The 26,230-nt window shown below is 54.8% G+C and carries 31 protein-coding genes; 16 read left to right on the top strand and 15 right to left on the bottom strand.

Annotated features, from left to right (window positions below):
- Positions 1 to 8: 8 nt before the first annotated feature.
- The 3 genes from rmuC to WCK51_10510 all read left to right on the top strand — a co-directional run bounded on the left by rmuC (position 9) and on the right by WCK51_10510 (position 6,299).
- Entirely contained in the window at positions 9 to 1,493 is a 1,485-nt protein-coding gene (gene rmuC / locus WCK51_10520; protein ID MEI7577318.1) for a DNA recombination protein RmuC, read from the top strand.
- 372 nt (positions 1,494 to 1,865) lie between these two features.
- The gene (locus WCK51_10515) at positions 1,866 to 5,399 is read left to right on the top strand and encodes a hypothetical protein (GenBank protein MEI7577317.1); all 3,534 of its coding nucleotides are present in this window, start codon (positions 1,866 to 1,868) and stop codon (positions 5,397 to 5,399) included.
- Positions 5,400 to 5,408: 9 nt separating this feature from the next.
- Positions 5,409 to 6,299, top strand: a complete 891-nt coding sequence (locus WCK51_10510; GenBank protein ID MEI7577316.1) for a hypothetical protein — start codon at positions 5,409 to 5,411, stop codon at positions 6,297 to 6,299.
- Here WCK51_10510 and WCK51_10505 read toward each other — a convergent pair.
- Positions 6,288 to 7,127, bottom strand: coding sequence for a serine hydrolase (locus WCK51_10505; protein MEI7577315.1), 840 nt, complete (start codon positions 7,125 to 7,127; stop codon positions 6,288 to 6,290). The genes WCK51_10510 and WCK51_10505 overlap by 12 nt on opposite strands.
- Positions 7,128 to 7,150: 23 nt before the next feature.
- On the opposite strand from WCK51_10505, the gene WCK51_10500 reads away from it, so the two are divergent.
- Entirely contained in the window at positions 7,151 to 7,738 is a 588-nt protein-coding gene (locus WCK51_10500; protein MEI7577314.1) for a hypothetical protein, read from the top strand.
- Here the strand turns inward: WCK51_10500 and WCK51_10495 are convergent.
- Positions 7,728 to 8,099, bottom strand: a complete 372-nt coding sequence (locus tag WCK51_10495) for a hypothetical protein (GenBank protein MEI7577313.1) — start codon at positions 8,097 to 8,099, stop codon at positions 7,728 to 7,730. The two genes, WCK51_10500 and WCK51_10495, sit on opposite strands and share 11 nt — an antisense overlap.
- Before the next feature lie 97 nt (positions 8,100 to 8,196).
- Between WCK51_10495 and WCK51_10490 the strand changes: the two genes are divergently transcribed.
- The gene (locus WCK51_10490) at positions 8,197 to 8,982 is read left to right on the top strand and encodes a hypothetical protein (protein ID MEI7577312.1); all 786 of its coding nucleotides are present in this window, start codon (positions 8,197 to 8,199) and stop codon (positions 8,980 to 8,982) included.
- Between the two features lie 56 nt (positions 8,983 to 9,038).
- Here the strand turns inward: WCK51_10490 and WCK51_10485 are convergent, their stop codons facing one another.
- From WCK51_10485 to WCK51_10445, 9 genes are all read right to left on the bottom strand, one after another.
- Positions 9,039 to 9,278, bottom strand: coding sequence for a hypothetical protein (locus tag WCK51_10485; protein MEI7577311.1), 240 nt, complete (start codon positions 9,276 to 9,278; stop codon positions 9,039 to 9,041).
- An 83-nt stretch (positions 9,279 to 9,361) separates the two neighbouring features.
- Positions 9,362 to 9,754: a hypothetical protein gene (locus WCK51_10480; protein MEI7577310.1), complete on the bottom strand. Its 393-nt coding sequence runs from the start codon at positions 9,752 to 9,754 to the stop codon at positions 9,362 to 9,364.
- Complete coding sequence (locus WCK51_10475; GenBank protein ID MEI7577309.1) at positions 9,754 to 9,999, bottom strand: hypothetical protein; 246 nt, start codon at positions 9,997 to 9,999, stop codon at positions 9,754 to 9,756. The genes WCK51_10480 and WCK51_10475 overlap by 1 nt, the downstream gene beginning before the upstream one ends.
- The gene (locus WCK51_10470; protein MEI7577308.1) at positions 9,996 to 10,193 is read right to left on the bottom strand and encodes a hypothetical protein; all 198 of its coding nucleotides are present in this window, start codon (positions 10,191 to 10,193) and stop codon (positions 9,996 to 9,998) included. Before WCK51_10470 ends, WCK51_10475 begins: the two co-directional genes overlap by 4 nt.
- A 44-nt stretch (positions 10,194 to 10,237) precedes the next feature.
- Entirely contained in the window at positions 10,238 to 11,143 is a 906-nt protein-coding gene (locus tag WCK51_10465; GenBank protein ID MEI7577307.1) for a Mu-like prophage major head subunit gpT family protein, read from the bottom strand.
- Positions 11,144 to 11,145: 2 nt separating this feature from the next.
- Positions 11,146 to 11,571, bottom strand: coding sequence for a hypothetical protein (locus WCK51_10460; protein ID MEI7577306.1), 426 nt, complete (start codon positions 11,569 to 11,571; stop codon positions 11,146 to 11,148).
- A gap of 6 nt (positions 11,572 to 11,577) precedes the next feature.
- Positions 11,578 to 12,477 (bottom strand): hypothetical protein, encoded by a 900-nt coding sequence (locus WCK51_10455; protein ID MEI7577305.1) that lies wholly within the window; start codon positions 12,475 to 12,477, stop codon positions 11,578 to 11,580.
- 87 nt (positions 12,478 to 12,564) lie between these two features.
- Positions 12,565 to 13,284 carry a hypothetical protein gene (locus WCK51_10450; GenBank protein ID MEI7577304.1) on the bottom strand — a complete coding sequence of 240 codons (720 nt, stop codon included), beginning with the start codon at positions 13,282 to 13,284 and terminating at the stop codon, positions 12,565 to 12,567.
- A gap of 48 nt (positions 13,285 to 13,332) precedes the next feature.
- Complete coding sequence (locus tag WCK51_10445) at positions 13,333 to 13,995, bottom strand: DUF3298 domain-containing protein (GenBank protein MEI7577303.1); 663 nt, start codon at positions 13,993 to 13,995, stop codon at positions 13,333 to 13,335.
- 100 nt (positions 13,996 to 14,095) lie between these two features.
- Between WCK51_10445 and dtd the strand changes: the two genes are divergently transcribed.
- Genes dtd through WCK51_10425 form a run of 4 tightly spaced genes read left to right on the top strand, consistent with a single transcriptional unit; the run spans position 14,096 to position 17,047 of the window.
- On the top strand, positions 14,096 to 14,551 hold the full coding sequence (gene dtd / locus WCK51_10440; protein ID MEI7577302.1) for a D-aminoacyl-tRNA deacylase: 456 nt from the start codon (positions 14,096 to 14,098) through the stop codon (positions 14,549 to 14,551).
- 60 nt (positions 14,552 to 14,611) lie between these two features.
- Positions 14,612 to 15,229 (top strand): sigma-70 family RNA polymerase sigma factor, encoded by a 618-nt coding sequence (locus WCK51_10435; protein ID MEI7577301.1) that lies wholly within the window; start codon positions 14,612 to 14,614, stop codon positions 15,227 to 15,229.
- Positions 15,226 to 16,011, top strand: a complete 786-nt coding sequence (locus WCK51_10430; protein MEI7577300.1) for a hypothetical protein — start codon at positions 15,226 to 15,228, stop codon at positions 16,009 to 16,011. Before WCK51_10435 ends, WCK51_10430 begins: the two co-directional genes overlap by 4 nt.
- Entirely contained in the window at positions 15,992 to 17,047 is a 1,056-nt protein-coding gene (locus WCK51_10425; GenBank protein MEI7577299.1) for a S1C family serine protease, read from the top strand. The genes WCK51_10430 and WCK51_10425 overlap by 20 nt, the downstream gene beginning before the upstream one ends.
- Here WCK51_10425 and recJ read toward each other — a convergent pair.
- The 4 genes from recJ to greA form a co-directional block, all read right to left on the bottom strand.
- The gene (recJ, locus tag WCK51_10420) at positions 16,983 to 18,713 is read right to left on the bottom strand and encodes a single-stranded-DNA-specific exonuclease RecJ (GenBank protein ID MEI7577298.1); all 1,731 of its coding nucleotides are present in this window, start codon (positions 18,711 to 18,713) and stop codon (positions 16,983 to 16,985) included. The genes WCK51_10425 and recJ overlap by 65 nt on opposite strands.
- A 63-nt stretch (positions 18,714 to 18,776) precedes the next feature.
- On the bottom strand, positions 18,777 to 19,304 hold the full coding sequence (gene nusG / locus WCK51_10415) for a transcription termination/antitermination protein NusG (GenBank protein MEI7577297.1): 528 nt from the start codon (positions 19,302 to 19,304) through the stop codon (positions 18,777 to 18,779).
- Between the two features lie 3 nt (positions 19,305 to 19,307).
- On the bottom strand, positions 19,308 to 19,547 hold the full coding sequence (gene secE, locus WCK51_10410) for a preprotein translocase subunit SecE (protein ID MEI7577296.1): 240 nt from the start codon (positions 19,545 to 19,547) through the stop codon (positions 19,308 to 19,310).
- A gap of 64 nt (positions 19,548 to 19,611) precedes the next feature.
- Entirely contained in the window at positions 19,612 to 20,115 is a 504-nt protein-coding gene (greA, locus tag WCK51_10405; GenBank protein ID MEI7577295.1) for a transcription elongation factor GreA, read from the bottom strand.
- Between the two features lie 151 nt (positions 20,116 to 20,266).
- Here greA and WCK51_10400 point away from each other — a divergent pair, with 151 nt between their 5' ends.
- The 7 genes from WCK51_10400 to WCK51_10370 all read left to right on the top strand — a co-directional run bounded on the left by WCK51_10400 (position 20,267) and on the right by WCK51_10370 (position 26,227).
- Positions 20,267 to 20,944 carry a hypothetical protein gene (locus WCK51_10400; GenBank protein MEI7577294.1) on the top strand — a complete coding sequence of 226 codons (678 nt, stop codon included), beginning with the start codon at positions 20,267 to 20,269 and terminating at the stop codon, positions 20,942 to 20,944.
- 31 nt (positions 20,945 to 20,975) lie between these two features.
- Positions 20,976 to 22,055, top strand: coding sequence for a PilT/PilU family type 4a pilus ATPase (locus tag WCK51_10395; protein ID MEI7577293.1), 1,080 nt, complete (start codon positions 20,976 to 20,978; stop codon positions 22,053 to 22,055).
- Between the two features lie 63 nt (positions 22,056 to 22,118).
- Positions 22,119 to 23,207: a type IV pilus twitching motility protein PilT gene (locus WCK51_10390; GenBank protein ID MEI7577292.1), complete on the top strand. Its 1,089-nt coding sequence runs from the start codon at positions 22,119 to 22,121 to the stop codon at positions 23,205 to 23,207.
- A complete protein-coding gene (locus tag WCK51_10385) occupies positions 23,207 to 24,436 on the top strand; it encodes a type IV pilus twitching motility protein PilT (GenBank protein MEI7577291.1) in 1,230 nt (409 codons plus the stop codon). The genes WCK51_10390 and WCK51_10385 overlap by 1 nt, the downstream gene beginning before the upstream one ends.
- Positions 24,433 to 25,512, top strand: coding sequence for a homoserine O-acetyltransferase (locus tag WCK51_10380; protein MEI7577290.1), 1,080 nt, complete (start codon positions 24,433 to 24,435; stop codon positions 25,510 to 25,512). The genes WCK51_10385 and WCK51_10380 overlap by 4 nt, the downstream gene beginning before the upstream one ends.
- Positions 25,509 to 25,844: an ACT domain-containing protein gene (locus tag WCK51_10375; GenBank protein MEI7577289.1), complete on the top strand. Its 336-nt coding sequence runs from the start codon at positions 25,509 to 25,511 to the stop codon at positions 25,842 to 25,844. Before WCK51_10380 ends, WCK51_10375 begins: the two co-directional genes overlap by 4 nt.
- Positions 25,841 to 26,227, top strand: coding sequence for a hypothetical protein (locus tag WCK51_10370; GenBank protein MEI7577288.1), 387 nt, complete (start codon positions 25,841 to 25,843; stop codon positions 26,225 to 26,227). The genes WCK51_10375 and WCK51_10370 overlap by 4 nt, the downstream gene beginning before the upstream one ends.
- The last annotated feature ends 3 nt before the right edge of the window (positions 26,228 to 26,230 follow it).

The raw sequence follows: 26,230 nt of genomic DNA, 5'->3' as shown, positions 1-26,230 counted from the left end.
CGTGTTCTATGCCAAAAGATGGGTCTTTGATGCTGTTAGTGGTTGCTTTTTTGGCGGCCATCGTAGGGTTCGCCGCAGCGTATTTCGTGTCGAAATCACGTCTTGATGGCGTCGTGTCGTCATCCGCAGACCGTCTAGCGGATGCAAAAGCGAACCTCGACCGAGCACTCGCGGACCGAAACTCCATCCAGGCCAAACTGAATGAAGTTCTCCCGCTGGAGGGCGAAGTTTCAACCTTGCGTGAATCGTTGGCGAGTTTAAAGTTGACGCTCACAAACCTTGAAACTGAACTGAATGCACTTCGAGAAGAGCACGAGCAAGCGAGCCTGGAAATTCAGGGGTTCGAGCTCAAGAGCCAGAGCCAAGAAGCGCTGATTCGTGAGCGAGAAGACGCCCTGGAACGTCAGCGAAAGCAGTTTGCGGAAGATAAGAAACAACTCGAAGACTCTTTTGCATCCTTGTCGAAACAAGCACTTGCACAAGCCCAACAGAGCTTCCTCGAAGTTGCTGAAAGCAAGTTCAAGGACGCTCGCCAAGTATCCCAAAAAGAGATTGACCAGCTACTCTCTCCGATGAAGGAGACCTTGGGCCAGCTCAAAGAACACACCCGCGAACTGGAAGAAAAACGAACCCACTCCTACGCAGAGCTTTCGCAGCAAGTCAGGAGCCTGTTGTCCTCCACCAATCAACTTTCGAATGCGCTCAAAAGGCCAGAGGTGAGAGGCTCGTGGGGAGAACTCACCCTCAAGCGGGCGGCTGAGGCGGCAGGGCTGGTGGAAGGCAACGACTTTGAGATGCAAGTTTCATCAAACACCGATGATGGGCGTTTACGCCCAGACATGGTCGTCAAACTGCCAAACGGAAAGACAATCGTCGTCGACTCAAAAGTGCCGCTCGACGCCTATCTCGCCGCAATCCATGCCGAAGACTCCGGCGAAAAGACGTTGAAACTCAAGGAGCACGCCGCTCAGGTGCGAAAACACATTCAGCAGCTCTCCAGCAAACAGTATCAAGGAATATACGCCGACTCAGCCGACTTTGTGGTAATGTTCGTGCCAAGCGAAGCGCTGTATCAAGGCGCGATTGAACAAGATCCAAGCCTGCTCGAAGAGGCCTTTAATAAGAAGGTGATTCTTGCTAATCCGATGACTCTTGTGGCCCTGCTAAGAACCGTAGCCAGCGGTATGCAGCAGCAGAAAGCCTACGAAAACGCCCTCCAAATTGCGAAGCTGGGTGGCGAACTCCACGATGCCGTTGGCGTCATGACTGAGCACTTTGTAAAAGTCGGCAAAAACATTGGTCAAGCGGCCAACAGTTACAACCAAATGGTCGGCTCTGTCGAGCGTAATGTCCTCAGCAAGGCTAGGAGGATGCGCGAGCTCGGCGCGAAAGGGACCAAGGAGTTGGATGAGCCAGAAATCTTAAACGCCGTGATCCGGCCATCTGCGTTGCCGGTCGTTGAGGCCAAAGATGAGCCTGGAGCTCTTTTCTAGGCTGACATCCTAAGATCGTCTTCAGACGACTCAGCAATCGCTCTGGCCAGCTTGCTCAAAACGAGTTCGGATAAGGGATTGTCTTCGTCCGGCGACCGAAGGCATCGGAAAAACAAATCCGTCGCTTCATCGTGCGTTAAAACCAATTGAACTGTGCCGTTTGCCGCCATCTCTCAGTGGTTTAGACTTGCGCCCAAAACCTCCCTCCGGCTAGTTTTTTCCACAACAATGTGCCAAGTTCAGCAAAATCACACAAAAACGGGTGAAACCTGTTAATTGTATGGACGTTTAGACTAGAGAGTCAGGTGGAACCCGCTATAATTTAGAGAGAGGAAACTCGCCGCAGAGGAGACTCATCTTGGAGACGTCCAGATGAAAAACGCACGGAGGACAATTGCATTCGCCACGATGGCGATTCCGCTTACCACGGTAGGGCAAGTCGTTGCGCCTCTGACTTTCAACGAAAAGGCGAACGTTTCTAATTCCACTTCCGAGATAGGCGGCACGCCTGCGGTTGATATTATTAGGCTCGACAGCGGCGGTCTAGGCGCGCCGCTCCGATTCGGGTCTGTTCTGAAAGGAACCGAAGTAGTCACCCTAAATGGGGTTCGATTGAGGCCCGGTGCGGACTATTCGTTCGACTATTCGGTTGGCGTGGTCTACGTCAGTCGCGCGGTCAGAGAGGGCGATTCTCTCAGTGTTTCTTATCGCTACGACGGCAAGAAGAAAGTCGACTCAGGTTCTTCGGCAATGGGAGTCGCTCCCATGAAGTTCAATCTTCTTGGGAACTCGATGCCGCTTCGGCTTGGTCTTGGGCAACTAGAGCGAACTGCAGACGGAAAAGTACTCCGAACAAACATTTACGGAACCAAGAATTCCTTCACCGGTGGCGGTCTAGGGCTGTCGGGAGCCTACTTTGCTGGTTCTCGCTCAGAGGAAGGCGTTGGAGCAGGCTTCTCATTCGACGGCGCGAAAGGCGGAAACCTTTCTTCCGAAACCGGCAAGTCTTCGTTCCTCGTTCAGTCGTTCAGATCTAGCCTAGCCGGAGGGTCCCTCACCGCTGACCTTCAAGATGTCAGCAAGAACTTCACCGGATTCAATGCGGTCAAGGACTCTGGTTACTCCGAACAACAAGTCGCCGCTTTCGCAAGGGAGCGCGGTCTGAAGCGAACTGGCTTCGGGGCCGAGGCTCTCAAGTTCGGATCGCTCAACTTTAGCGGAAGTCAAAAGCTTGTCAAAGATGAGGACAAAGGTATTTCCGTTAGCTCCTATGCTGTAGGAACCGGCGGATTCTCTTATTCCCAAAACAAAGAAAACGTCGAGCGCGGCTTCAACCGGTTCAAAGATCTCGGGGTTGCCGACTGGCAGAGGCTGCAAGTCTCCCAGGGAATCAACAAAACCGCCGAGACGGCAGGCTTCAAGTCAAAGTTTCTCTCGTTAGGCTATGAGAGCTCTCGAGTTCAAGATTTCGAACGAGATAAAGGCATCCAAAAGCAAAAAGTCATTCTGGATTCCAAGAACTGGGCCCTTGAACTGGGTTCGCAGTCCGTGGATGCTGGTTTCAACCGTTTTGAAGCCGAGCGCGGGGCGTTTGGCCTCGAAGCCGGACTGAAACGACAGTCGGCGGCGCTTACTAAGGGAGTTATCGGCAAAGGGCTGAACCTGACGTTCTCGAAGAGTTCCGTTGATAACGGAGTCGGGACGTTTGATGCGAGTGATATCGCCATTTCAGGAAAGACCTGGGCTCTCAACATGGGTTCGAGAGGATCAGACAAGGGATTTAATCGACTGGGTTCAATGCAACCTGGTGAGATCGATAGCCACATGCGCGCAGTTGCGGGGATGTACGGCCCCAATGCTGCAGTACAACCGGCGGATCGACAGGCATTCATTGGTTCCGCTGGGATCCAGCGCGATGGCGCAAACTTTAAGTCGAACATCAAGGGCGGAACCCTGAACGTCAATCAGGTCAAAATCGCTGGAGAGAAGGGTGGCGCAGCTATCCACACGGCGAACATCGCCGGCAAGAATCTCCAGTTCAGCATGCGAAAGCTGAACACCGGCACGGCGTTCAATGAGATTTCACGGCTGATGCCTTACGAACAGCAGCAGATCGGCCTGATAAGCGGGATCAGCCGGACGGACCTGAACCTTGCAATGCAAATGAGCAAGGGGCAGACATTCTCGTATTCGTCCATGGCGGCTGATGTCAACGGCACTGGTGCCGGACGCACCAACCTCGCTTACCGGGGCCAAGGACTCGAAGTCGACTACAACCAGCGTCGAGTTGACACTGGTTTCAGTGTGATGGGCCTCGTTGATTCGCAACGAGATTTGATGAACTCGCTCACCGGATTCTCTCAAAAGGACAGCCGGATCAAGTTCAGTGCGCTCAAGAACATCCAGTTCGAATACTCGGCTTCCAGTGCATATCGCGACACGAATGAAGAGCTCCGGGCGAGCGACGCGCTTATGTTCTCAATGGCTCTCGATCCGACTTTGCAAGTCGACTACGCCAAAGCGAGCCAGCTGAACAAGCAATCTACGAGCACGCTGTTTGCGGCAAACATGGAGCGTGTGAGCCTGAACAAGCGCTTCGGAAACCAGAACCTTAGCATCACAAACGAGAAGATCCAGAACGATGGTTCCAACAATGGAGCGCCAGATTCTAACCGAACGACGGTCGCGGTAGAAACTAAACTTTCCGGCAGTACCAGTTTCCGCACCGAGCAATCTCGAACAGCCTTCAACGATGGCGGCAAAGAGGACGTTAACAGCAATTCCATCTCAACCAAGATCGCCAAGAATGTCGGTGTTAGCGTGACTGATACAAACATCGACCGTGGCTCTTCAGATCGAAACGAAGTCAAGCGTGACTATGGCGTTTGGTTCGACTTCGGAAAGGGCGTTAGAGCTTCTTACGGCCATGTCCGGCACCTGAACGGAGACGCGGCTGGGTTCGGATCGTCCTCATTATCCTTCGGACAGGACGCAAATCGAATCGCGGCGAACCAGGCGATCGGCGGGGTTGGCGGTGCGAACGTCAACGGAACCACGCTTGGCTTCCAGAACGGAACGAATACCTGGGACGAGCAAAACGGCCGGGCTCAAGCTTTCAGTAGCGCGACTCTTCAAACGACCAAGCCATTTTCGCTTGGATTCCTCAAAGAGTCGAAGTTTAGCCTCAACAGCTATATGGCGTCCGACAACTCGCGCTGGTTGCGCGAGGATATCATGTCGTCGTTCGAGTCCAAAATTGGCAAGTACGGTGTGGGAATGAACTACCGGGGTCAAGTCGACCAGACCGGTAGCCGGGCTATTGACCGCACGTATAAGTTGAATACCGACACCACCGGCAAAGCTCCGCTTGCCGCGTCGATGAGCTACAAGCAACGCGTTTTGCCTACCAATCAAGAGTTCGCGATTCGCGACTACAAGGTGGATTACAAGGGAATCAAGGGATTCACCCTTTCAAACCAGATTCAGACGAATCCGGAAGGCCCTGTCAATCCCAATATCGTCCTCGGGACCCAGCCGCTTGCTCAACGCCGCAATACCTGGCGAATGGACTACACGGCGAACAAAGACTTCACGCTTGGTGGTCAGTTCGATGAGCTGATTGACGATGCTGTCAGAAGCATCCGCCGCACCGCCGGTTTTAACCTGACTTTGAATCAGCGCTCCGGCTCGCCAATTAGTTTCTTCTATGGCATGGAACAGAGCGATCTGGCCGGTAACCGCCAGGACTACGTTCGGTTTGGACTCACCTTTGAGCAAAAAGCCTCGGCGAACCAGGTGTTCAGCTTGGCTCTAACGAACCAAGGCTGGCTCAACAACGCCAATGCTAGTCTGGCAAACCAAAACGATTGGGTTGGCCGACTCAACTATCAGTGGCGCTTTAAGTAAGCTTGAACGGTGTTGTTCGAGTACGAAGACTTTGCCGGATTTTCTGACTGCGCCGTGTTCCGGCACGATGGTCTCAAGCTGATTGTCACCACTGTGATCGGCCCAAGAATCTTGTTTTTCGGCAAGGAAGACGGCCCGAATCATCTCCTCGTCCGCGAAGAACATCGAGGGCTAGTCGGTGGCGAATATCGCTCCTACGGCGGCCATCGGCTCTGGACAGGTCCAGAGCAAAGGCCCAAGACGTACACTTCCGATTCGTTTCCTGTTCAGATTCAGGAAGAAGACGAAGCGGTGCGATTCTTGTCCCACATTGACGAGTTTCATATCCAAAAAATGTTCCGGGTCTCGATGATTCCAAACGGCTTCCGGATCGAACACCAGCTGCTGAATCAGGGAGCGTACTCCGCAGACCTATGCCCTTGGGCCATTACCGTGATGGCTCCAGGAGGCGAGTGTGTTGTTCCGATGCACCCGGTTCGACCCCAAAGTGATGGACTCCTTCCTGTCCAACCTGTCGTGCTATGGGCCTACGCTCGAATGGATGACTCAAGATATACATGGGGCACCCAAGTCGCGCGCCTGAGATCGACGGACGATCCCAACCCGACGAAGTTCGGAACCTATGTCGACCAGGGACTCGCCGCCTATTCCAACCAGCGCGAAACGTTCGTCAAGCGCTTCTCGGTTCACCCAGCGAGTGCGAGCCACATCGACATGGGCTGCAATTTTGAGAGCTACACCAAACAAGGGATGCTTGAAGTCGAGAGCCTGGGGTTGCTGCAGTCCGTCCCTGCAGGAGCCTCGACTGCGGTCCACACCGAGGAGTGGTTCATCGCCGAAGGACACGTTCCAACCAGCGACGAATCGGCCGGAGCGTGGTTTGCGAACCTAAAGCTTTAGTATTTCGTTCGCTAGCCACTGGAGCAACTTCGGGTTCTCGACTTGGTATCGAGTGAAGACGGCGTACACTTTTTTCTGCCCGCCTAGCTCGACGAATGCGACATCGTGGCGTGTCGTCGAAGTCCAACCCGCTTTGGACCAGAGCTTCGCATCGGCGGGTAGCAGTTCACCCAAGAAACCTTCGACTTGCCCATCCTTGCTACCAGCCTTCCTGCTGAGCAAGCTCAGCATTTCGTCAGATCCGGCCAGCTTCTTCTGAGCGATCAGCGACATAAGTTGAACACACGAGTCGGCAGTGAGTGAGTTCCGGTGCTCAAAGTTCGGCCCATAGCCCTGGCGCTCGCGTCCGTAGGGACCCTCGTTCCAAGTCTTCTGGCTCGCGTTGATTCCTTTGATTCCCAGCGTCATCAACCAATTGTTAACCATCTGCCGTTTTTCGACCCACTTCTTCAGTTCGGCATCCGAGAGCGAAGGCCCACCTGTAGTTCCCGTGATCGTATCCAAGATCAACCCGGTGGCGTCGTTGTTAGATTCTTTGATCATATCCGCCAAGGCCCGATCAAACTCGGGATTCCGGACCAGTTTTTTCCTCGTCAAAAGCTCTTCCGCATACGCTAGGTAGAACATCTTCACAACACTCGCGGGGTACATCGAAAGTCCACCGTTGTAGTTCATCTCTGCGCCAGTCTCTAAGTTCCGCCAGCTTATCGCAAAGTCAGTGGGCTTCAGACCGGGGAAGGCTGATTGGGCGCGTACTGCGATGTCTTCCATCACCGTTGGGATGCCTGTTTGAGGAGTCATTGCCATGAGAGCGACCAGTGCGACCACTCTTAGATTCTATACTAATAGACGTGTCTCTGATTTCAGTTTCTCGCCCTTCAACTCAACCGAGCAAAGGAAAGTTCTTCCTGATGCACGGTCTCGGAAGCGACGAGCGGGATATGTACGGACTCGCTCAGGTCCTTGATCCCGGCTACGATATAGTCTGCCTTCGGGCCCCTTGGGAGTACGGGCCGGGATTTGCATGGTTCGAGATTTCCTTTTCTTCGGTTGGTGTAGAGGCAAACTTAGACCAACTTTGGGCGTCGGTCGATCTAGTCGCGGAGCTAGTAACAAAAGAGGTCCCGCAGACCACCGTCGTCGGCGGATTCAGCCAAGGCTCGATGATGACCGCCGGGCTCATGGCCAGGCATCCGGATATCTTTGCGTCCGCGGTATTGATGAGTGGACGCGCCGTCGACCCGGCTTCAGGGAGCTTCCCCGGTCGAGCTTTCCAGGCCCACGGGTTGCTTGATGATGTTGTTTCCTTTCGCGAGGGAGATCAGCTTCGATCCGATCTCACGGTAATGGGTGACCGCCACCAGTTTCACGCCTACGAGATGGGGCATTCGATTTGCCAAGAAGAAATCGATGACCTAAACGCCTGGCTCAGAGCTTGAAGTCTTGTTGGTCGAAGTAAGCCTTCAAATCTGGCTGCTGCCAACGCATGGCGAGCCAGATGCAGTATGGGGCGAGAAGGCACGTCGAAATTCCCAGGCAAATGTTGACGAAATGCGCCAAGTGCGCTTTCGGGCTTCTGGGCTGTCGCATCAGCGAGAGATTGGTAAGTCCAAACACCACCCCCATGACGACCAGTGCGAAAGACGCTATTTGGAACACTCCGCGATTCTCAGGTGGCAGCACTTCCGGATCAGCGGTTCGAGACAGAAACAAGCCGGCGAAACCCAGAAAACAAAGAAAGGCGTACCAGGCCATGTTCAAGTAGCAGTAGATTCGATAGTGTTGAAGGGTTTTATCCATGAATCTATCTGGTACGAGCCCGCCCGGTAGAAATACCTACCCCGATTCGGAGTTTGGTTGTACAATTAGGCAGAGTCTCCCAAGGAGAATAGCATTGATGCTGAAAAAAATCTTACCTACTCTAGTTTTTGCCCTCGCCGTTGGTGCAGTTAACGCCAAACAAGACGAAACGTTTAGTGTATCGGGAATCGCGAAGGGAACCCCCTCCGCTACCAAGTTCACCCTCGGTTCGCGAAAGGGGGAGTTCACCGTTGACTGCAGCAGTGCCAAGGTCAGCTACGATGGACGCCGATTCGAAGTTTCCAAAATCGTGGGTGGAACCATGGTTTCGGTCACCGGAAAGCTCTCCGGAAAAACCATTAAAGCTTCTCAAGTTCTGGTCACTTACTCCCGAGCAGAGGGTGCCGCAAAGAAAGATGACAAGAAAGACGTCAAAAAGGACGAGAAGAAGCCTGATGCTAAGTCAACTAAGAAGGATGACAAGAAGGTCGAAACAAAGCCTACCGCTAGTGGTCGCGATGCTAAGACCGGTCGGTTCTTGAAGAAAGACGACAAGAAGGGCGAGGCGATGAAGCCAGACGAGAAGAAGGATACCAAATCAACTCGAAGTAAGAAAGACGACAAGAAGGGTGAGACCATGAAGACTGACGAGAAGAAGGATTCTAAGTCGACCCGTGGCAAGAAGGACGAGAAGAAGGCTGACGAGATGAAAGCTGACGACAAGTCTATGAAGTCAACTAAGTCCAAGAAGGACGAAGTTAAGAAGACCGACGATAAGAAGGACGACACCAAGAAGTCCAGCAAGTCAAAGAAGGACACCAAGTCAAAAAAAGACGATAAGAAGGACGAGAAGAAAGACGATAAGAAGAGCGGCGGCAACTAAGCTCCGAAGTGTCAACGCGTACACCCCATTGCTACGGGCAATGGGGTGTTTTTGTTTTAAGGAGCCACGGGAGGCGTGATCACTTGGATGATCGCCTGTCTTGCGACCAGCTCACTCATAACTCGAATCGGCGTAATCTGCTTGACCTTGCCCTCGAAGTCTGGCCCCAGAAAGTCATCCTCCTCGGCCAATGGCGCAGAAGGCAGGAAGAGGCCAACGTAAACGGGTCGCTCCCAACTGGCAAAGCCCCCGCTACTTACGTAGGTCTGCAACTGCCCGATTGCAATGGGTCTCATGACAGCTAGCAGACTAACCCCGTCTACCGTCACCACCGACCCAAAGCGTTGGATTGCCCTGGCGATCCGATCCAGCCTCAAGCTCATCCTCGGTCTCCCGAGCCAAGCACGCGGGGGTCCTCTGGAATCATGTCGCGTTTCATAAACGGCATCAGCCGCGCCCAGCCGCGCTGACGCATCTGCTCGGCTGTGCTATAAGGTGAGGGTTCGATCCGAAGGTCTCCAATCGTAATGACGTCCGTCGAGCCAGGTTCTCTCCGCAGAATCTCGACGAAGTCCGCCGCGACCAAGTCGATTACTCCCTGAGACACCGCCCAGGTCAGCGACTCGTCTTCAAGCGCAGAAGGAAGCAGCATCGCATTAAACGCCGCCGCAAACTCCCCGGCCAAGTTCGACACTCGCGACGAGTAAACCGTCCCCGTTCCCGCCAAACCGCATCGTTCCAAGATGCGGTCGGTCGGCAGCGAGATTGGCACTAAGCCACCCTCAACTGGTTCATGATCCGGTGCAAAAGGTTTGAGTTCTCACCAACATTCGCCGAGAGCGACTCAAGCGTCGTCATCATGCGATTCGTCAGCCCCTCGCGCTGCTCAAACGAGCGCTCAAGGAACTGGACAAACTGGTCGGCAAGCCGCCGATGTTGCATCATCCCAAAACGAAGAAGGCCCGCCATCGCAACGATGAACAGGCCAATCACGCCTAAACTCTGTGTTTCCATCATGTATTTCGTTTCATTGCCCTCCTTAAAAGGTCGAGGGCGACCTTGAGTCGATCAAACGCCGCTTTGAACTCCTCGAACTGGGTCTGAATCTTTGATCGAGCCTCCGGAGCGACTTTGATGACCGCCTCGTTCAACTCGTCGAACCTCTGTTTGGCGTTCTGGGTGGCGGCGAGGACGCCTACAATGGCGCCCACAGCTCCTCCCAGCCCCAGACTAGAAGCGATCTGGAGCCAGTCCATCAGAGTTCGATGCCCCCGCCGAACACCGTCTGCCACATTCCCGGCCCGGCATTGTAGCGAGCCCTAACGCCGTAGTAGAACCTGTCGCTGAAGAACGCCGAATCCGACCCTTTGGCGGATTCCAAGGCGGCAAACTCAACCGGTACGTCGCTTCGCTGCTGCAGAATAACTCCTCGCATCGGTCGAGTTGTATCGAGCAGATACCAACTCTCATCGGTCACAAACGGCGAGACTACGACCTTGAGAAGTCCGTTGAACACGTTCACAACGCCAGATGATTGGGAAGTGCCTTTGCTGTCGACCAGCTCGATTGCTGTCCACATGTTCTGCGGACCGACGAGCAGCACGTTTGGACTAATGCCGAGCGGAACTCCTTCGTTGTCGCGTCGCGAGATCATCTCCGAGCAAGCCGCCCGAAGCCCCACGGCCCCGAGAGACTCAGCACTGACGTTAGAAGCCGTTCCGCCCGCCTCCGGGTGGTTTGCCGAGAGCAGAGCCGCACCATCGTAACCAATGATGTCTGTGCCGCCGGTGAGGGTATTAACCACCAACTCGTGCCGGTGGTGGACAACTCGGTTTGCGAGGTCGCGGATCCGCAGGCGGATCAGGTCGAGCTGATCGTCCTCAAGAGCCTTTCGGTCGACCGCGATGGTTGATTCAAAGACCTTGTCCTCGATGCTGATCGCTTGAGCCGTGAGGCCAGACGCCCGCCGCTCATCAACAAACTCTCGCATAGCGGGAGCGTTGTCTAAAAGCGGGTACCGCTGAATCGGCTGAGTTGTCTGAATGACGGTCGCGAGTTGCGAGACGACGTCGGCTTGCTGCTCATTGCGATAAGCAAGCGCGAATTCGGCCCTGAGGCCAGGGAGAAGAAGATCGGGGATATCTGATTTGGTAAGTGCCATGGTTATTTTGTGTGGTTGTCGATGCGGACTCGGTAGCCGCCGAGGCCGTCGGAGGTTGATTCAACTCCGACGATGGTGCCGACGATGTATGCGTTGGTCAGGCCAGTTGCGGCGTCTTGGACCTCGCCATCGAACTTAGCCCAGGCATCGCCTCCGGTCTTGTTAGTATTCGGGGAGGGAGTCGGGAAGACAAACGTTCCCGACTTGGTGATGGTGATTCGCTTGGTCGCCGCTGTGGTTACGACTGTCTCGTTGGCCACGCCGACGAACTTGAGGTTGGCGGTTACGTGGGTCATGGAAACGATGTTGCCCGATGCATTGACGCCGACTAGGGCACCCTTGTAGATGGTGGTGTTCGTGCCGACGTTGTAGCTCACAACGATCCCCGGCTTTTCGTATGTTTCGTAAGGTTTGGTAAGTGCTGGCATGGTTGGTTAGCGCCGTTTGGCGATTTCGCTGAGGTCAACTCCGGGGAAGTGACGGCGGTAAAACGCCGACTCTTCGGGGAGAAGTAGGTTAAGTGCCGACTCGTGGTCGGCGGCGGCCGGAGCCTGCTGGCTGAAGATGTTCGATTTTGGGAAATCCTCGAGGAGCTGGTTCACAAGATCGGCGACCGGCTGCCCGTTGACTTCCGCATCGCAGGCAAAGAGCAGCGTTGCAATCTTTGCCTGGCGGGGCGCAAGCTGGCCGCGATTGACGAACTCTTCAACCCGACTCCCTGCTTCCCGCTTCCGGCTTTCAACTTGGGCCTGGTGAGCAAGCTTTGCGTAGTCAACATCCGCAAAGCCACTGCTGAACAGGGGGCGCGTGTCAAACAGTCGCGCACTCTCTATCCGAGGGTTTCGGACGACGCTAACTTCGCGAATGTGCTCAAGGTCTCGTTCGAGACCCACCGAAAGGCTCTGAGCACCGCTCTGGATGAGGAGCTGATCGGCTTCGCTGGTGAGGGCGATTAGGCCCGTGAGGTTAGCCCCATCCGCATCAACCGCGATGAGGAAGCCGAGGTGGAGAGGCGAGTCGCCGTGCTCGATGAGCACCGGGACGGGGAGGTCGAAGTTGGTGGCAATGGCTTGCAGATTCTCGGTCGAGACGGAGACTCCCTTATCGGGGTAGTCGCCGGCCTCGAAGAGCTTGGCGCGCCGCTCGACCCAACTGGTTGGATGAGTGAGGTACGCCGGAGCCTGGAGTCCTTGGTCTCGGAACTCAGCCACCAATGCAAGGCGGGTGGCCTCGCTGACTTCATTCCTAGTTCCCCGGTATCCAGGTCCCGCAAGGGCAGCCCGCCGCAAGAGGTCGAGTCGCGCTTCGGCGATCGTTGTGTCGTTTGCGATCATGGTCACTATATAGTAGACGTATGTGCGCTATTGTCAACCTAATGCATAAAAAATCCCCTCAAAATCGAGGGGACGAGTCGAATGAGATTAACCGCGAAAGTCGCGGAAATGGAGGCCGAGCACGACTTGCTGAATCGGCCAAGTCACGAAAATTCCGAAGCAGCAGAGAATCAGTCCAAGCCCCGACACGCAACCCGAAACCAGCAATAGGGCAAACATCGACCACGCATAGGGTTTGAGCATCTCGTAGGACTTCTTGAGTCCTTCGATGCCAGGTAGTCCGAAAAGGATAACCGCGAGGTTTGTGAATGCCAAGGCTCCAGCCAAGTATATTCCTGGCACGATGCAGCAAATCGCTCCGACGGTGACCGCAATGGAGTAGGCAATGGACCCAACGATCAGGTTGCCAAAGTTTCGGAACCCTGAGAACAGGGTTTCAAATCGGGTTGAGCCGGTGTCGGCTTCTTCAATGGCCGCCAGCGCAATCCCTGACATCAATGCAGCGTTGAAGCCTCCGGCCACCATATTGAGCGCGAGCATCGCCGGATACATGCCGAGGTTCATCTTTGCGTCGGGGCCAGGCACTGCAGTGCCATACATGAGGATGTTGCTGAGTATGGAGAGCGGAACTACTACAACCGCTGCCGCTAGAAGAATAACGATTCCGCCAACGATGTACACGGACGGGTTTTTGGTGATCATCGTCCAGGCCCGTCCGATATCGTCGAAGTAGATTCCTGGGGTCCTAAGAGGAGTCGCGTAGTTCCCACCGCCCCCGGGGCCGCCGCCTCGGGGATAATTTGACATTGGAGGAGTTTCCATCTCCCCGTATATTAGCGGGTATGACGCTCAGAATCAAGGGGCGATAAACTTTTTGAGCGGATTCGGGCTCCGCAGGAAGGGCTTAAGTTCTGCCCAACTGTACGAAAAGCTGAACGGCCCCGAAGCGTAGCTCCCCAAAACGTACGGGTCAAACTCCCAGGTGCAACCCGCCTTGCCCTTCACCCAGAAATTGGCGAGCTCGGTCGGCTCCAGTTTCTTGTGCATCTCGGGATCTTGGAGCCAGTCGGTGTTGGGATCCTTTTTCGCTTTTGCCAGAATCATCTTCTCCAGCGCGGCCCGTTTGTCACGCCGAAACACATCCCAGATTCCAAGTTGTTTTGCCCGGCCCTTGACCAAGGCAAAGTTCATGCACTCCGTCACCCCAACTCCGTGCGCTCCGCCAAGAAAACGGAATGTGGAAACTGTGTAAGACTGAGCCTGGGTGTCGCCCAGCTGGCGGGTGGCACTTGAATCCAGTCCGTACGGCGCACTCTCGTAACCCTTCACCCAATCCTTCTTAGTCTCCTTCAAGAAGTCGTTGAAGTCCTTGGTCATCTTCGCGGTAATCGTTTTCTGGGCAAGCACCGACAACCGATCCTTCCCCGCGAACGCCGGAATCGTCGCCGTTACCTCCCACTTGTTTTCGACCTTGTCATGAAGAATAGTGGGCTGCTGCAGAAGAAGCGCGAGAATCATCTGGGTTACTGACGCGCACCAACGTGTGACCGATTCGCCAATTTGCTAAACTATCCAGGTTCTTAGTCGCTATCTGCAAACTGCTAACTGCCAACTCAAAATGCGAGCCATCATCCAGCGAGTCTCCGCCGCAACCGTTCAAGTCGACGGAAGGGAAGTTGGTCGGTGCGGTCGCGGACTGATGCTCCTCATCGGAGTCCACACTACCGACACGGAAAAGGAATCTAAGAAGCTCGCGGAAAAGATCACCAAACTCAGAATCTTCAACGATCACGAAGGCAAACTGAACCTTAGCCTTCAAGACTTCAAAGACGAACCCTACGACGTCCTCGCTGTCAGCAACTTCACCGTCTACGGCGACGCCAAGAAGTCCAACCGCCCAAGCTTCACCAATTCCGCCCCGTATGCGCAAGGTGAAGAACTCTTCAATGTCTTCGTCGGCGAACTCAAAAACCAAGGAATCTCAACCCAAACTGGCACATTTGGTGCAGATATGCAGGTCTCACTCATCAATGACGGACCGGTTACGGTTATCCTAGATGTAGACGCCGCATAAAACCGAAACGCCAGCCAACTCTGTACGTCCATTCCTATACAAAACAAGGACGGACCAAAGATGGCACGAACCCTAGCAATGAGCCTTAGAACCGCGATCAGCACGAAGATCGACAGCGACTCCGACGAGGCGCTTGTCAAACGTGCTCGTGACGGAGATTACGCCGCTTTCGAGCAGCTTTTCGAGCGGCACCGCCTCATGGTCTATCGGTTCTCGTATCAGATGACCCACAAGCGCGACGACGCCGAGGATCTGGTTCAAGAAGCCTTTGTTCGCGCCTACCAAAATTTGCATCGCTACCGTGACGAAGCCAAGTTCACCACCTGGCTTCTCCGCATTGTCAGCAATCTCGGCACCGATCAGGCGCGAATGAGCACACGGCGCAACAACCTTGAGCAAAAAGAAGCCCAAGGTGCTCTGGACTGGATGACCGTGGGCAATTTTGAGAACCCGATCGCGAACTTGGAACAAGAATCGCGGCAGAACATCCTCCGAAAAGCAATCCTGGCGTTGCCTGATCACCACCGGCAAATGATCATCATGCGCGATTTGGAAGAGAAGGAATACGACGAGATCGCCGAGATTTGTAAGTGTAGTGTAGGCGGAGCCAAGCTCCGCGTGTTGCGAGCCCGACGCGCACTTCGGGACCGGGTTGCCCCCATGTTAGGAGAGCTATGAAGAACTGGAAGAACGACGACGAATTGCTAAATCTCGCCTTTGGCGAGCTGAGCGACCGTGACTCACAGGCACTTGAAGCGAAGCTCTTGGGTGATTATTCCGCGCAAAAAGAGCTTGATCTTCTCCGAACTTTGCGATCCGATATGATCGCCATCCGAGACGACATTCCGGAAATGCAGTTCAGCAACGAGCGACTCCGCCAGGCGATCCTCTCGTCCGGCAAGCCGGCCCGCCCAGCGTTCCCATGGCTGAATTGGGTGCTCGGCCCCGCAGCACTCGCCAGCGTCGCGGCACTCGCGTTTGTGATGACCAAAGGTTCCGGCCCGAAGGAGACTGTTTTCGTTGCGAACAACACAAAGCCAGCAGTCGAAAACGTTTTGCCCGACGTTGAGATCAAAGTCCCAGCTGGGCTGAAAGAAGATCGCGTTGCATCACTCACGATCCCTCCTTCGAACTTGCGCATTGATGAGTCAGGTCCGACTGAAGTTCGTGTTGAACGGAAGAAGGGACCTTCTAAGAAACGCATCCGAACTCGAGTGAACTCGGCAGTTCTGGTTGCCCGAAGGGAAGATCCGAAGCCTGATCTTCGCGATGTCAACTCTGGGTCGAGTGCTGCGTTGAAAGCATCTGATTCGGCGACTATAGCTCCCCCTGCCGCGATCACCCTCGCAAGCACAGAAGCCGCACCGATCATCCTCATCGATGCCAACACCGACTCTGGGGTTGGTGCACCGACCGCAACGGAGGTCAGCAACCCAAGCAATGTTGCTATCGGCGGCTAACTTGGCGTGCGCACTCGGGGTGCGAACGCAGTTCACACAACCCGAGGTTGTCACAATCAACAACCTCCGGCCCGCCCTGGCATACATCAAGCTGGGCGCTCTCAACTCGGGTGCCGCCGCCTTTATCACTAAGGATGGCTACGCCATCACCCACCAGCTCAGCCTCGGCTCGGGCGCAAAAGAACTCGTCACCGGAACTGGTGAGAAACTCAGTTTCACGACTGTTTACAAAGACACTCCTTCGCAGCTGGTCCTCATCAAAACTTCAAAAGCGCCAACAAAGGTCGAGACGGTCACCTGGGCGGACGACACTGACGGAGGTCGCGGAATGATTCTCGCCGTCCTCCCCACCGGAACCGTCCGCGCTGAAATCACCTCGTCCGAACGAATCGGCGTTGATGACCGCAGCCGCCGCGCGGTGCCGATGAACGAAGTTCGGATCGAGCAAACCCCGGCCGCCATCGGAGGAGCATTACTTTTCAGCGGCAAAGGCCGCCTCATCGGTTCAATCGCCGCAACCCTCGCGGTTACGCAAGGAGTGGTTGCGCAGGATAGTTCTCGGCAAGCGGGCCTACAAAACAATGCGGGCCCAGCCGGCCTGGCTGTCCGTTCCGCGACGGCTCCGGGACCTGCTGGCCTCGTTGTCGGCTACACACCCACTTGGGAAGTCACCAAACGAGCCCTCGCTGGATTCCTGACCCCGAGCCACAAAGCGCCAACGGCATTGCTCGGCGTCCTCATCGTCAACTCCCTAGGCGGAGTGAGCGTCCAGCAAGTGGACGTGGATTCACCCGCCGCTAACGCCGGAATCCTCGTTGGCGACGTGATCTCGGATATTGGCGGAAAGAAGATTCGCGACCAGATCGACTTTGCGCGAATGACCTACGACTTCCGACCGGGCGACAAAGTTGCCATCCAACTCCAACGCGGAAACCAAAAGCTAACTCTGGAGGCGACTCTAGGAGCCCAAACTACACAGCTCGCCGAACATCGGCCAGCTTCCATTGAAGCGACTCTTGGCCCTGATAGGTATTGAGCTGAGGCTCAAACGCGACATCAACTCGATCACCTGCGCGTAGTTCAGCCAAAGCCGCAAACATGCCCCATCCGACGCAACGAACGGTGCCACCAGAGTGCTTGAGGGTCAATGCGATATGTTGTCGCTCTTGCCCCATTGACTTAATGTAAAGCACTTCCATGCTTTGCGCGCCAAAGATGGGCTTGGGATTCATCATTCCGAACGGCTCCAAGGCCGAAAACTCGTCGATGGAACTCCGATCAACCTTTGCGGGATCTACAAACGCCGCGATTTCAATCGCCGGGAACAGATCTTCCGGACTTAAAGTCGCCAGGGCGTAGGAGTTGAACGTTGCCCGAATCTCTTCGAGATGTGCTTCGGGGAATCCAATACCCGCGGCCATAGCGTGTCCGCCGCCTTGGACTAGCGCAGGGTGAGCCGAAATGAGTTCTGCCAAGCTAAGGCCAGGAATCGAGCGGCCACTTGCCTTGCCCTTGCCCGTTTCGGGGTCAATCGTCCCGGCGAAAACCGGTCTCGCATAGTGCTCCTTAAGCTTGCCCGCGAGCAGCCCCACAATTCCGGGGTGCCAGGATGGATTGAACACCATGATCATGTGCTGATCTTTCCCGCCTTGTGCTTCGGCCTGAGCAAAAGCTTCCTCAAACATCTGATCCTGCATCTCGCGTCGGTCCTGATTGTGCCGATCCAGCTCAAGCGCGACTTCTCTTGCCTCGGCGGCATCTTCAGTGAGCAGTAAGCGGAGGGAAAGTGCTGCATCGTCGATGCGCCCAGCCGCGTTCAACCGCGGCCCAAGCTTGAAGCCGACATCATATGACATCACCTTCCCGCGAATCTCGGAAACCTCCTTAAGCGCAACCAGCCCCTTCTTCTTGGTGTCCGTCAACTTCTCCAAGCCGAATCGGGCAATAATTCGGTTGTCGCTGTTCAACGGCATCACATCGGCGATTGTGCCGAGCGCAGCAAGGTCAACAAAGTTTCGTCGATACGAGTCAACTCCTTTCTCGTCAAGAGTCCGGGTCAGCCCTTCGCACAATCGATAAACAACTCCCGCCCCCGAAAGGTGCGAGAACGGGTACTTCGAGTCCTTGCGGTGCGGATTCACAACCGCCTGAGCTTCGGGCAAGGTGTCCTTAAGCTCGTGATGATCGGTCACCACCACCCTCATGCCGAGCTCACGAGCTCTCAAAACCTGAGCATGAGCCGAGATTCCGCAGTCGCACGTCAGAAAGAGCTTGGCCCCTCGCTCATGCGCCGCATCAACTGCAGAAAGGTTGATGCCGTAGCCTTCGTTGATCCGGTGCGGAACGTGGGTGTGAACATCGCATCCAATCTTCTTCAGATATCGATCAAAGATCGCTGCGGAGGTGACTCCGTCGACGTCGTAGTCGCCATGAACATAGATTTGCTCGCCGCGTTCTTTTGCCCCAAGAATCTCATCGCGAGCCACCGAGAAATCCGGCAAGAGGTAAGGGTCCCCCAGGTCGTCAAACGAAGGATTGAGAAATTTCTGGGCCTGCTCAGGAGACGAGTAGCCACGTTGGATTAAAACCTCTGCAGTCGACGGAGAAACTCCTAACTCTGCTGACAGACGATCCGTCGCCGCAGGATCAGGTGCCGAAACCAGCCATCGTTTTCCGGTAAGTGATAGCTGAAGCGTTGACATAAAACGAACCCGGCATCTGCCGGGAAAACGATGCCCTGGCAAACGTGCCAGGGCAAAGTGGAACTACATCTTTTCGACTTGATCGAATTCGAGCTCAACTGGAGTATCGCGACCAAAGATATTGATAAGAACCTTGAGCATCTCCTTCTCGACCATGACTTCTTCGATCTTTCCGCTGAAGTCGCTGAACGGTCCGGCAACGACGCGAATCGCTTCGCCCTTGTTCCACATGACCTTGGGAGCTTCTTGGCTTGCTTCGAGGTTGGTCATGATGCGGCGTACTTCATATTCCTCAAGAGGAATTGGCTTGTTGCCAGACTGGACGAAACCGGTGACTCCAGAGGTGGATTTCACTAGCTTGAACGAGTCGTCGCTCAGCATCATGTTGACCAGGATGTATCCAGGGAAGACCTTCTTGTCTTTCTCAACTCGCTTGCCGTTCCGAGTCTGAAGCTCCTTTTCGGTTGGAATCAGGATCTCGAAGATATCGTAGTCCCAAAGCCCTTCGACTTGGGCGCGGCGAGTGAGAACGTCACGAACCTTGTTTTCGTGACCCGAAATTGTGTGTACTGCGTACCAGGCTTTTGGCATCTCTTACGCTCCAGTCCCTGTTCTAGTGATGATGTGGATCAGAGTCTCGAACGTGAATCCAAGAACTCCCATAACCACGATGAGCAAAATGCAAACGGAAACAACAACCCCGAACAATCGGTTCGTTTCCTTGTAAGTCGGCCAGGAGACCTTTTTCAGTTCCCGCTTGACGCCAGCAAAGAACGGCTTGATGCCGCGCTTGACATTTGGAAGCGAAATTTTTGAAGGCTGCTTTTCAGACATAGACAGTTTTGCCCGGCTCACTTTTGAGGGGGAACCCGAAGTGTACCGTTAATGACGCCAAATCTTAACGTCCGATTGCGTGGATTTTGATCTTCTTTGGACCATCAGGTGCCTCGAAGGTCACAACCTCGCCTTTCGATTGGCCATAAATCGCAGAACCCATCGGAGATTCGGCCGAGATGTAATCTCGATCCGGATTGGCTTCCGCAGAAGAAACGATTCGGACTTCAAACTTGTCGGCAAATTCGACGTCTTCAATCAAGACTAGAGCACCAATTCCGACGGTATCCGTCGAAATCGCATCCATCTCCAAGATGTAGCAGTGGCTCAAAGTGGAGCGAAGCTCAGCGATTCGGTTTTCAACAAAAGCTTGCTCGGTTTTCACCTGATCAAGCTCGCTGTTATCCTCGCTAAACTCGCCGTGCTGTTGGCTCTCTCGGATGCGTTCGGCGATGTCTGCCCGAACCTCAATTGTTAACCGCTGCAACTCAGCGGTAAGCGCAGCGTGACCGTCCGGGGTGAGCGGAGTCAGCGTGCCATGTTCCATTGCGATTTCGGGTTGATTCACGAGTCAAATCCTTGGTGGGGAGGGAGCATTATAGCTGATCCTCCGGTAGATATACGATCTATCTGTCTTAGACGTTCATAATCGGCAACATTTCCCAACAAAAGAGAGTTTTCATACGGCACGATCACTGAATGAAGGACAATAACAGGATATGAAGGCTTTTTGGTTGGTTCTCGTGGGTCTTTTGACCGCGCTATCGCTCGGACAAACCAAGTTTTTCTCTTCAGTCACCCCTCAAGCATCCGTTGTGATCAAACAGCACCCCATGGGAGCAGACCTGGTTGAGGTCACCGTGCTTGGAGCGAAGTATCCGCAAGACGCCCTTCAGAAGCACATCGTCGCGCTGGGCAAGGAAGTCGGGATGGACCCTCGCGGAGTCAGCATCGGAGTCGTGGGAGATTCTTTTGTTAAAGCCACCTTTGCCGTGCCGGGTCTGATCCAGAACAAGGAGCCAAAGTTCAATCTGCCTGCAATCGCGCGAGCGTTTGCCTTCGGTGACGCACCACTTACTCAGCTCAGCGTCATGTTTATGGACATGGTGCCCGATGCCAAAACACCTGCGTACTGGTTCGCTCCGAAGGATGCTTGGATGATGGAAGGCGTCGGAATGAAGTCGCCGCTCTGCATTGAGTATCGAGTAAAGGTCAACACCAAAAACCCAGCAGAAGTCGTTTTGCCCGGTCCTGCAACCGAGAAGAAAAACAAAGAAACTCGGGAAGAACAAAAAAAGCCTGACATTGTCCTAATTGGCGCGATTGTGGTAGCCGCGATTTCGATTGGTGTGTTGGTATACTCCGCCTTTATTCGGGGTCAACGCAAGTCAAAATGACGGGCGATTTCGAGGGGATGGAGAAGCAGAAATGATCGATGTCAATACTCTGACGATGGCGCAACTTTGTGAGATGGCTTTTGACCGTGGATCTTCGGACGTCATGGTAAAAGGCAATTGTCGCCCGAAGATGAAAATCCACAGCGCCGTCCATGAAATCGACGACTCTCTTCCTTTCATCGATTCCGCTAACGCCGAGCGAATGATTACCGCCCTCATGAACGACCGCATGAAGCGGATCTTCGATGAGACCTTCGAGATGGACCTTGCGTTCGAAGTTCCCGGCAAGTGTCGCGTTCGTGCGAACATCTACCGTGCTAAGGGCGAATGCGCCATTGTTGCTCGAACAATTCCGTTCAAAATTCGCTCGCTCGAAGAGCTAGGAATGCCCTCCGTCCTCGGCGAGCTGACGAAGCACAAGACCGGTCTCATCCTGGTCACTGGACCCACCGGCTCCGGAAAGACCACGACCCTGGCGGCAATGCTCGACATCATCAACCGCGAGCGAGCCTGCCACTTGGTCACCATTGAAGACCCACTCGAGTACGTTCACCCCGATAAGACCGCATACGTTAGTCAGCGCGAAGTTGGAATCGACACTCTTGACTTCCAGCCCGCCCTTCGTGCTGCCCTCCGCGAAGCTCCGGACGTCATTCTTGTTGGTGAAATGCGCGACGTCACCACCATGGGCGCATCGCTCCAGGCTGGTGAAACCGGCCACCTCGTCTTCTCAACGGTTCACACGTCCTCGGCCTACGAGACCATGGATCGAATCATGAACATGTTCCCGCCCCACGAGAAGATGTACCTCTGCCAACGAATGGCGAACTCGCTTCGCGCAATCGTTGCCCAAAAGCTCGTGCCAACCGTGGACGGAAAGGGCCGAGTCTGCGCCTCTGAGATCCTCATCTGTACTCCGACGGTCACCAAGGCGATCGAAGACGGACACTTCAGCGACCTTTATCAGCACATGAATGACGGCACGTACTGGGGCATGCAAACGATGAACCAGAGCTTGCTGAAGTATGTCCGCGCAGGATTGATTAGTGAACAAGTTGCGATCCAATACGCGGGTGTTGCTTCAGAACTTAAGCAAATGCTACGCCGCTAAACAGGTCAAACCTGGAACAAGGAAGGTATGAGAGGCGTCTCGAAATGGATATGAGGGGAGTAATTGTCGTTACCGATTGACGATCTTTTGCGCCTGCTCGTCGAGCGAGACGCATCGGACTTGCACCTGAAGGCCGGAGTTGCCCCATGCATGCGAATCCGAGGCGACCTCGTTCGTCTTGACGTTCCTGCCCTCAGCACAGAAGCCCACAATGAGCGGCTTTTCAGTATCCTCAACGACGAACGTCGTCACAAGCTGGAGACCTTTAAGGAAGTCGATCTCAGCTATAACGTCCCAGGTCTCGCGCGGTTCAGAGTCAATATGTTCTGGCAGCGAGGCAACCTGGGGGCTGTTTTCAGAGTCATTCCATTCCAGATACGCACAATCGACGAGCTAAATCTCCCGCAGGTCAGCAAAAAGATTGCTGGTCTCGCCAGAGGACTCGTCTTGGTTACCGGACCAACTGGATCTGGAAAATCGACTTCGCTTGCTGCGATCATCAACCACATCAACCACGAGCGTCGATGTCACATCATGACGATCGAGGATCCGATCGAGTACGTTCACAAAGACCAGACCTCAATCATCAATCAGCGTGAGCTTGCGACCGATACTCATTCATTCTCGCACGCCCTGAAGCACGTTCTTCGGCAGAATCCCGACGTCATCCTCGTCGGCGAAATGCGCGACCTGGAGACAATCCAACTCGCAATTACCGCCGCCGAAACCGGTCACCTTGTCTTCAGCACGCTCCACACAGTGGATGCCGCTCAAACAATTGACCGAATCGTCGACGTCTTCGACCCTGAACAGCAAGCGCAGGTTCGCACTCAGCTTTCGGTGACTCTTCAAGCAGTTATCTCGCAAACCCTCATCCCGCGCAAGGGGAAGCCTGGCCGGGTCGCCGCTTTTGAAGTCATGCTGGCAACCCCCGCAATCCGCAACCTCATCCGTGACGGAAAGACGCACCAGATTCCCACCGATATTCAGACCGGCCAGTCGTTCGGCATGCAATCGCTCGACGGTCACCTGCTCAAACTCGTTGAGCAGGGCGAGATCGAATATGAAGACGCTCTCGCTAAATCCTCGAACGTCAACGAGTTCCAACACCGCGCAGCGACCCACGGCCTGATCGGAGGAGTGCCCGCTTAATGCAGTCCATAGAGTTCTACCTAAGGCGCTGCGTCGAGGTCGGCGGCTCCGACGTCCACTTCAAAACCGACTCTGGCCACGTTTACATCCGCGTCAACGGAGACCTGCAACTCGTCGAAGCGGACCCTTTCCACAATCGCGAGTTCCGTGTCGAGCTCTTCAAAATGCTCCGCGAGGATCAGGTGACCTACTACGAAGAGGAGCTTGAGCTTGACTTTGCTGTCGAAATCAAGGGCGTCTCCCGTTTCCGGGGCAACGTCTACCAGCAGCGAGGGTTCACTCAGGCCGCCTTCCGCGTCATCCCCTACGAGATCCAGACAATGGAGGATCTCCAACTCCCGGCCGCTTGTTATGACTTTATCAATCGCCCTCGTGGTCTTGTATTGGTCACCGGCCCTGCCGGCTCCGGAAAGTCCACGTCGTTAGCCGCAATGATTGACCGTGTGAACCGCACTCAGCCGGTTCACATCATGACGGTCGAGGACCCGATCGAGTTCGTTCACTCGGACCAACACGCTTTGATTAACCAACGTGAGCTTGGCGTCGATACGGACTCATTCGCAAACGCCCTCAAGTACGTCCTGCGCCAAGACCCTGACGTGATTCTTGTCGGCGAAATGCGAGACCTTGAAACGATCCACCTTGCGATTACGGCCGCTGAAACCGGGCACCTCGTGTTTGGCACGTTGCATACCGTTGATGCCGTGCAAACCGTCGACCGAATCGTTGACGTCTTTCCAACTCACCAACAGCAACAGGTGAGAATGCAGCTCTCCGTCAACCTAGTCGGAGTCATTTCGCAAACCCTGCTACGCCGAAAAGATGGGCGCGGACGAGTTGCCGCCTACGAGACCCTCGTTGCCACTGGAGCCGTACGCAACCTCATCCGCGAAAACAAGACATTCCAAATCAGCTCCCTGATTCAAACGGGAAGCCGCGCCAAGATGCAATCCCTGGATCAATGCATGGCTAAGCTCGTCGACATGGGCGTCGTCGCCCACGAAGACGCAAAGGCTCGCGCCAAAGATCCCGGTGAGTTCGAGCGACTGGTCAATCTCGGAAAGAGCGCGTCGCCGAGCACTCCGACTCCAATCCAGTCCGCTCCTGCGGTCACTCCGATTCAAACGACCTCTGCCGAATCGACTCAGACACCTCCAACAGCGCCTGCAGCGTCGCCAACACCTCCTATCCGCGGCGCACAGTTTAGACCCGGATACCAGTCGAAATGATCGACCCTGCCCTGTTTCAAGAGAACGAACGCACCGCGTCCGTGGTTGACGAGCGCAAATATGTTGAAGTTGGAGCCCTTGACTGTGAGTGCGGTAAGCGGCTGGAATCAGTAACCGTCGCATATGAAACCTGGGGAACGCTGAACAACGAGAAGTCCAATGCCATCTTCCTCTTTCACGCACTCAGCGGCGACGCCCACGCAATCGGTTGGTGGGATCGCCTCGTCGGCCCCGGAAAAGCGTTCGACACCGATCGCTACTTCGTCATCTGCTCCAACGCCCTCGGCGGATGCCAAGGCACGACCGGACCTTCTTCAACGGGACCAGACAACTACTTCTATGGCTCCCAGTTTCCGATGATCACCGTCGGCGACATGGTCGAAGTTCAAGCTCGCCTGCTAGATTATCTGGGCATCCAGCAGCTCTTGGCCGTAGCCGGTGGCTCCATGGGCGGCATGCAAGCACTCGAATGGACAGTTCGGTTTCCGAACCGAGTCCGAAAATGTGTCCTCACTGCCACTTGCGGTGCTCACAGCGCAATGCAGATTGGATTCAACGAAGCCGGACGACAAGCAATCCTTCGGGACCCGAACTTTAATGACGGCGACTACTACGAGAAGAAGCCACCCAGCAACGGCCTGAGTGTTGCCCGCATGCTCGGCCACCTCAGCTTCCTCAGCCAAGAAGCATTCCAAGCAAAGTTCGGAAGGAGACTGCAAGGCAAAGAGAAGCCCGACATGAACTTCGGCGTCGAGTTCGAGGTCGAAAGCTACCTCAGCTACCAAGGCGACAAGTTCACCAAGCGCTTCGACGCTAACTCCCTCCTCCACCTCACCCGCGCCATCGACTACTACGAATTCCAAAACGCCGAGCGAGCCGAAGCCGACTACCTCGTCATCTCGTACACCAGCGACTGGATCTATCCAACTTCCCAATCGGTCGCCCTAGAATCCCAACTCAAAGCCGCGAACAAAAACGTCACCAGGCACGAAATCGACCTCCCCTACGGCCACGACGCCTTCCTCCTCGACGGCGAGCACCAAGCTAAACTCATCATCGAGTTCCTTCAATCGTGAACCTCATCCTCTCCAAAGACCGCTTCATGTTCTGGCGATCCGATGCACCTCCAGAAGACCAGAGCTATTTTGCAGTGATAAACGGCGGGGATGGCTGGAGCATTGTTGAGAAGCGCGACTACGGGAACTGGAGGAGCTTCCGTATAGACGGTGAGTTTGGATTCGATGAAGTTGGAATTTTGCTCCAAATCTTAGAACCGCTCGCGGATGCCGAAGTGCCAATCATGACCCTTTCTGCCTACCACACAGATTTCGTTTTCGTGAAGACTTCAAACTTACAAAAAGCCGTCGAAGCCTTGAGATCGGCGGGGCTTGGAGTCATCGAAGAATGAAAGTCAATTTCATGGTGATGTGCGAGTACGCCACGCAACAAGCCAACGGCTCCCCCATCCTCTGCGGAATCTTCCGAGGAATCACCACCGAAACCCTCCCCGCCCGCCTTGCCCCATTCTGGCTCGCCCTCGAAATCGAAGCCGAACCTCACGAAGCCGGCGAGCACCATTTCTCCCTCAGATTTGTCGACGAAGACGGCAACATCTTCTTCGAAGACCACCTCATCGGCCAGTTCAAACGCCGCCCCGACCTCTCCCCCAGTTACCTCTACATGGCCGAGACAATCGAGGTCAGAAAGGAGATCGAGAAACGCGGCACCTACCGCTTCGACATGGTCTGGAATGACCAAGTACTGGGACAACTCCGCTTAGAAGTTAGCTGACGG

The organism is Armatimonadota bacterium (genome assembly GCA_037138755.1).
Classification (GTDB): Bacteria; Armatimonadota; Fimbriimonadia; order Fimbriimonadales; family Fimbriimonadaceae; genus Fimbriimonas.
The sequence above is the reverse complement of the archived record's forward strand: the minus strand, read 5'-3'. Positions and strand labels throughout refer to the sequence as shown.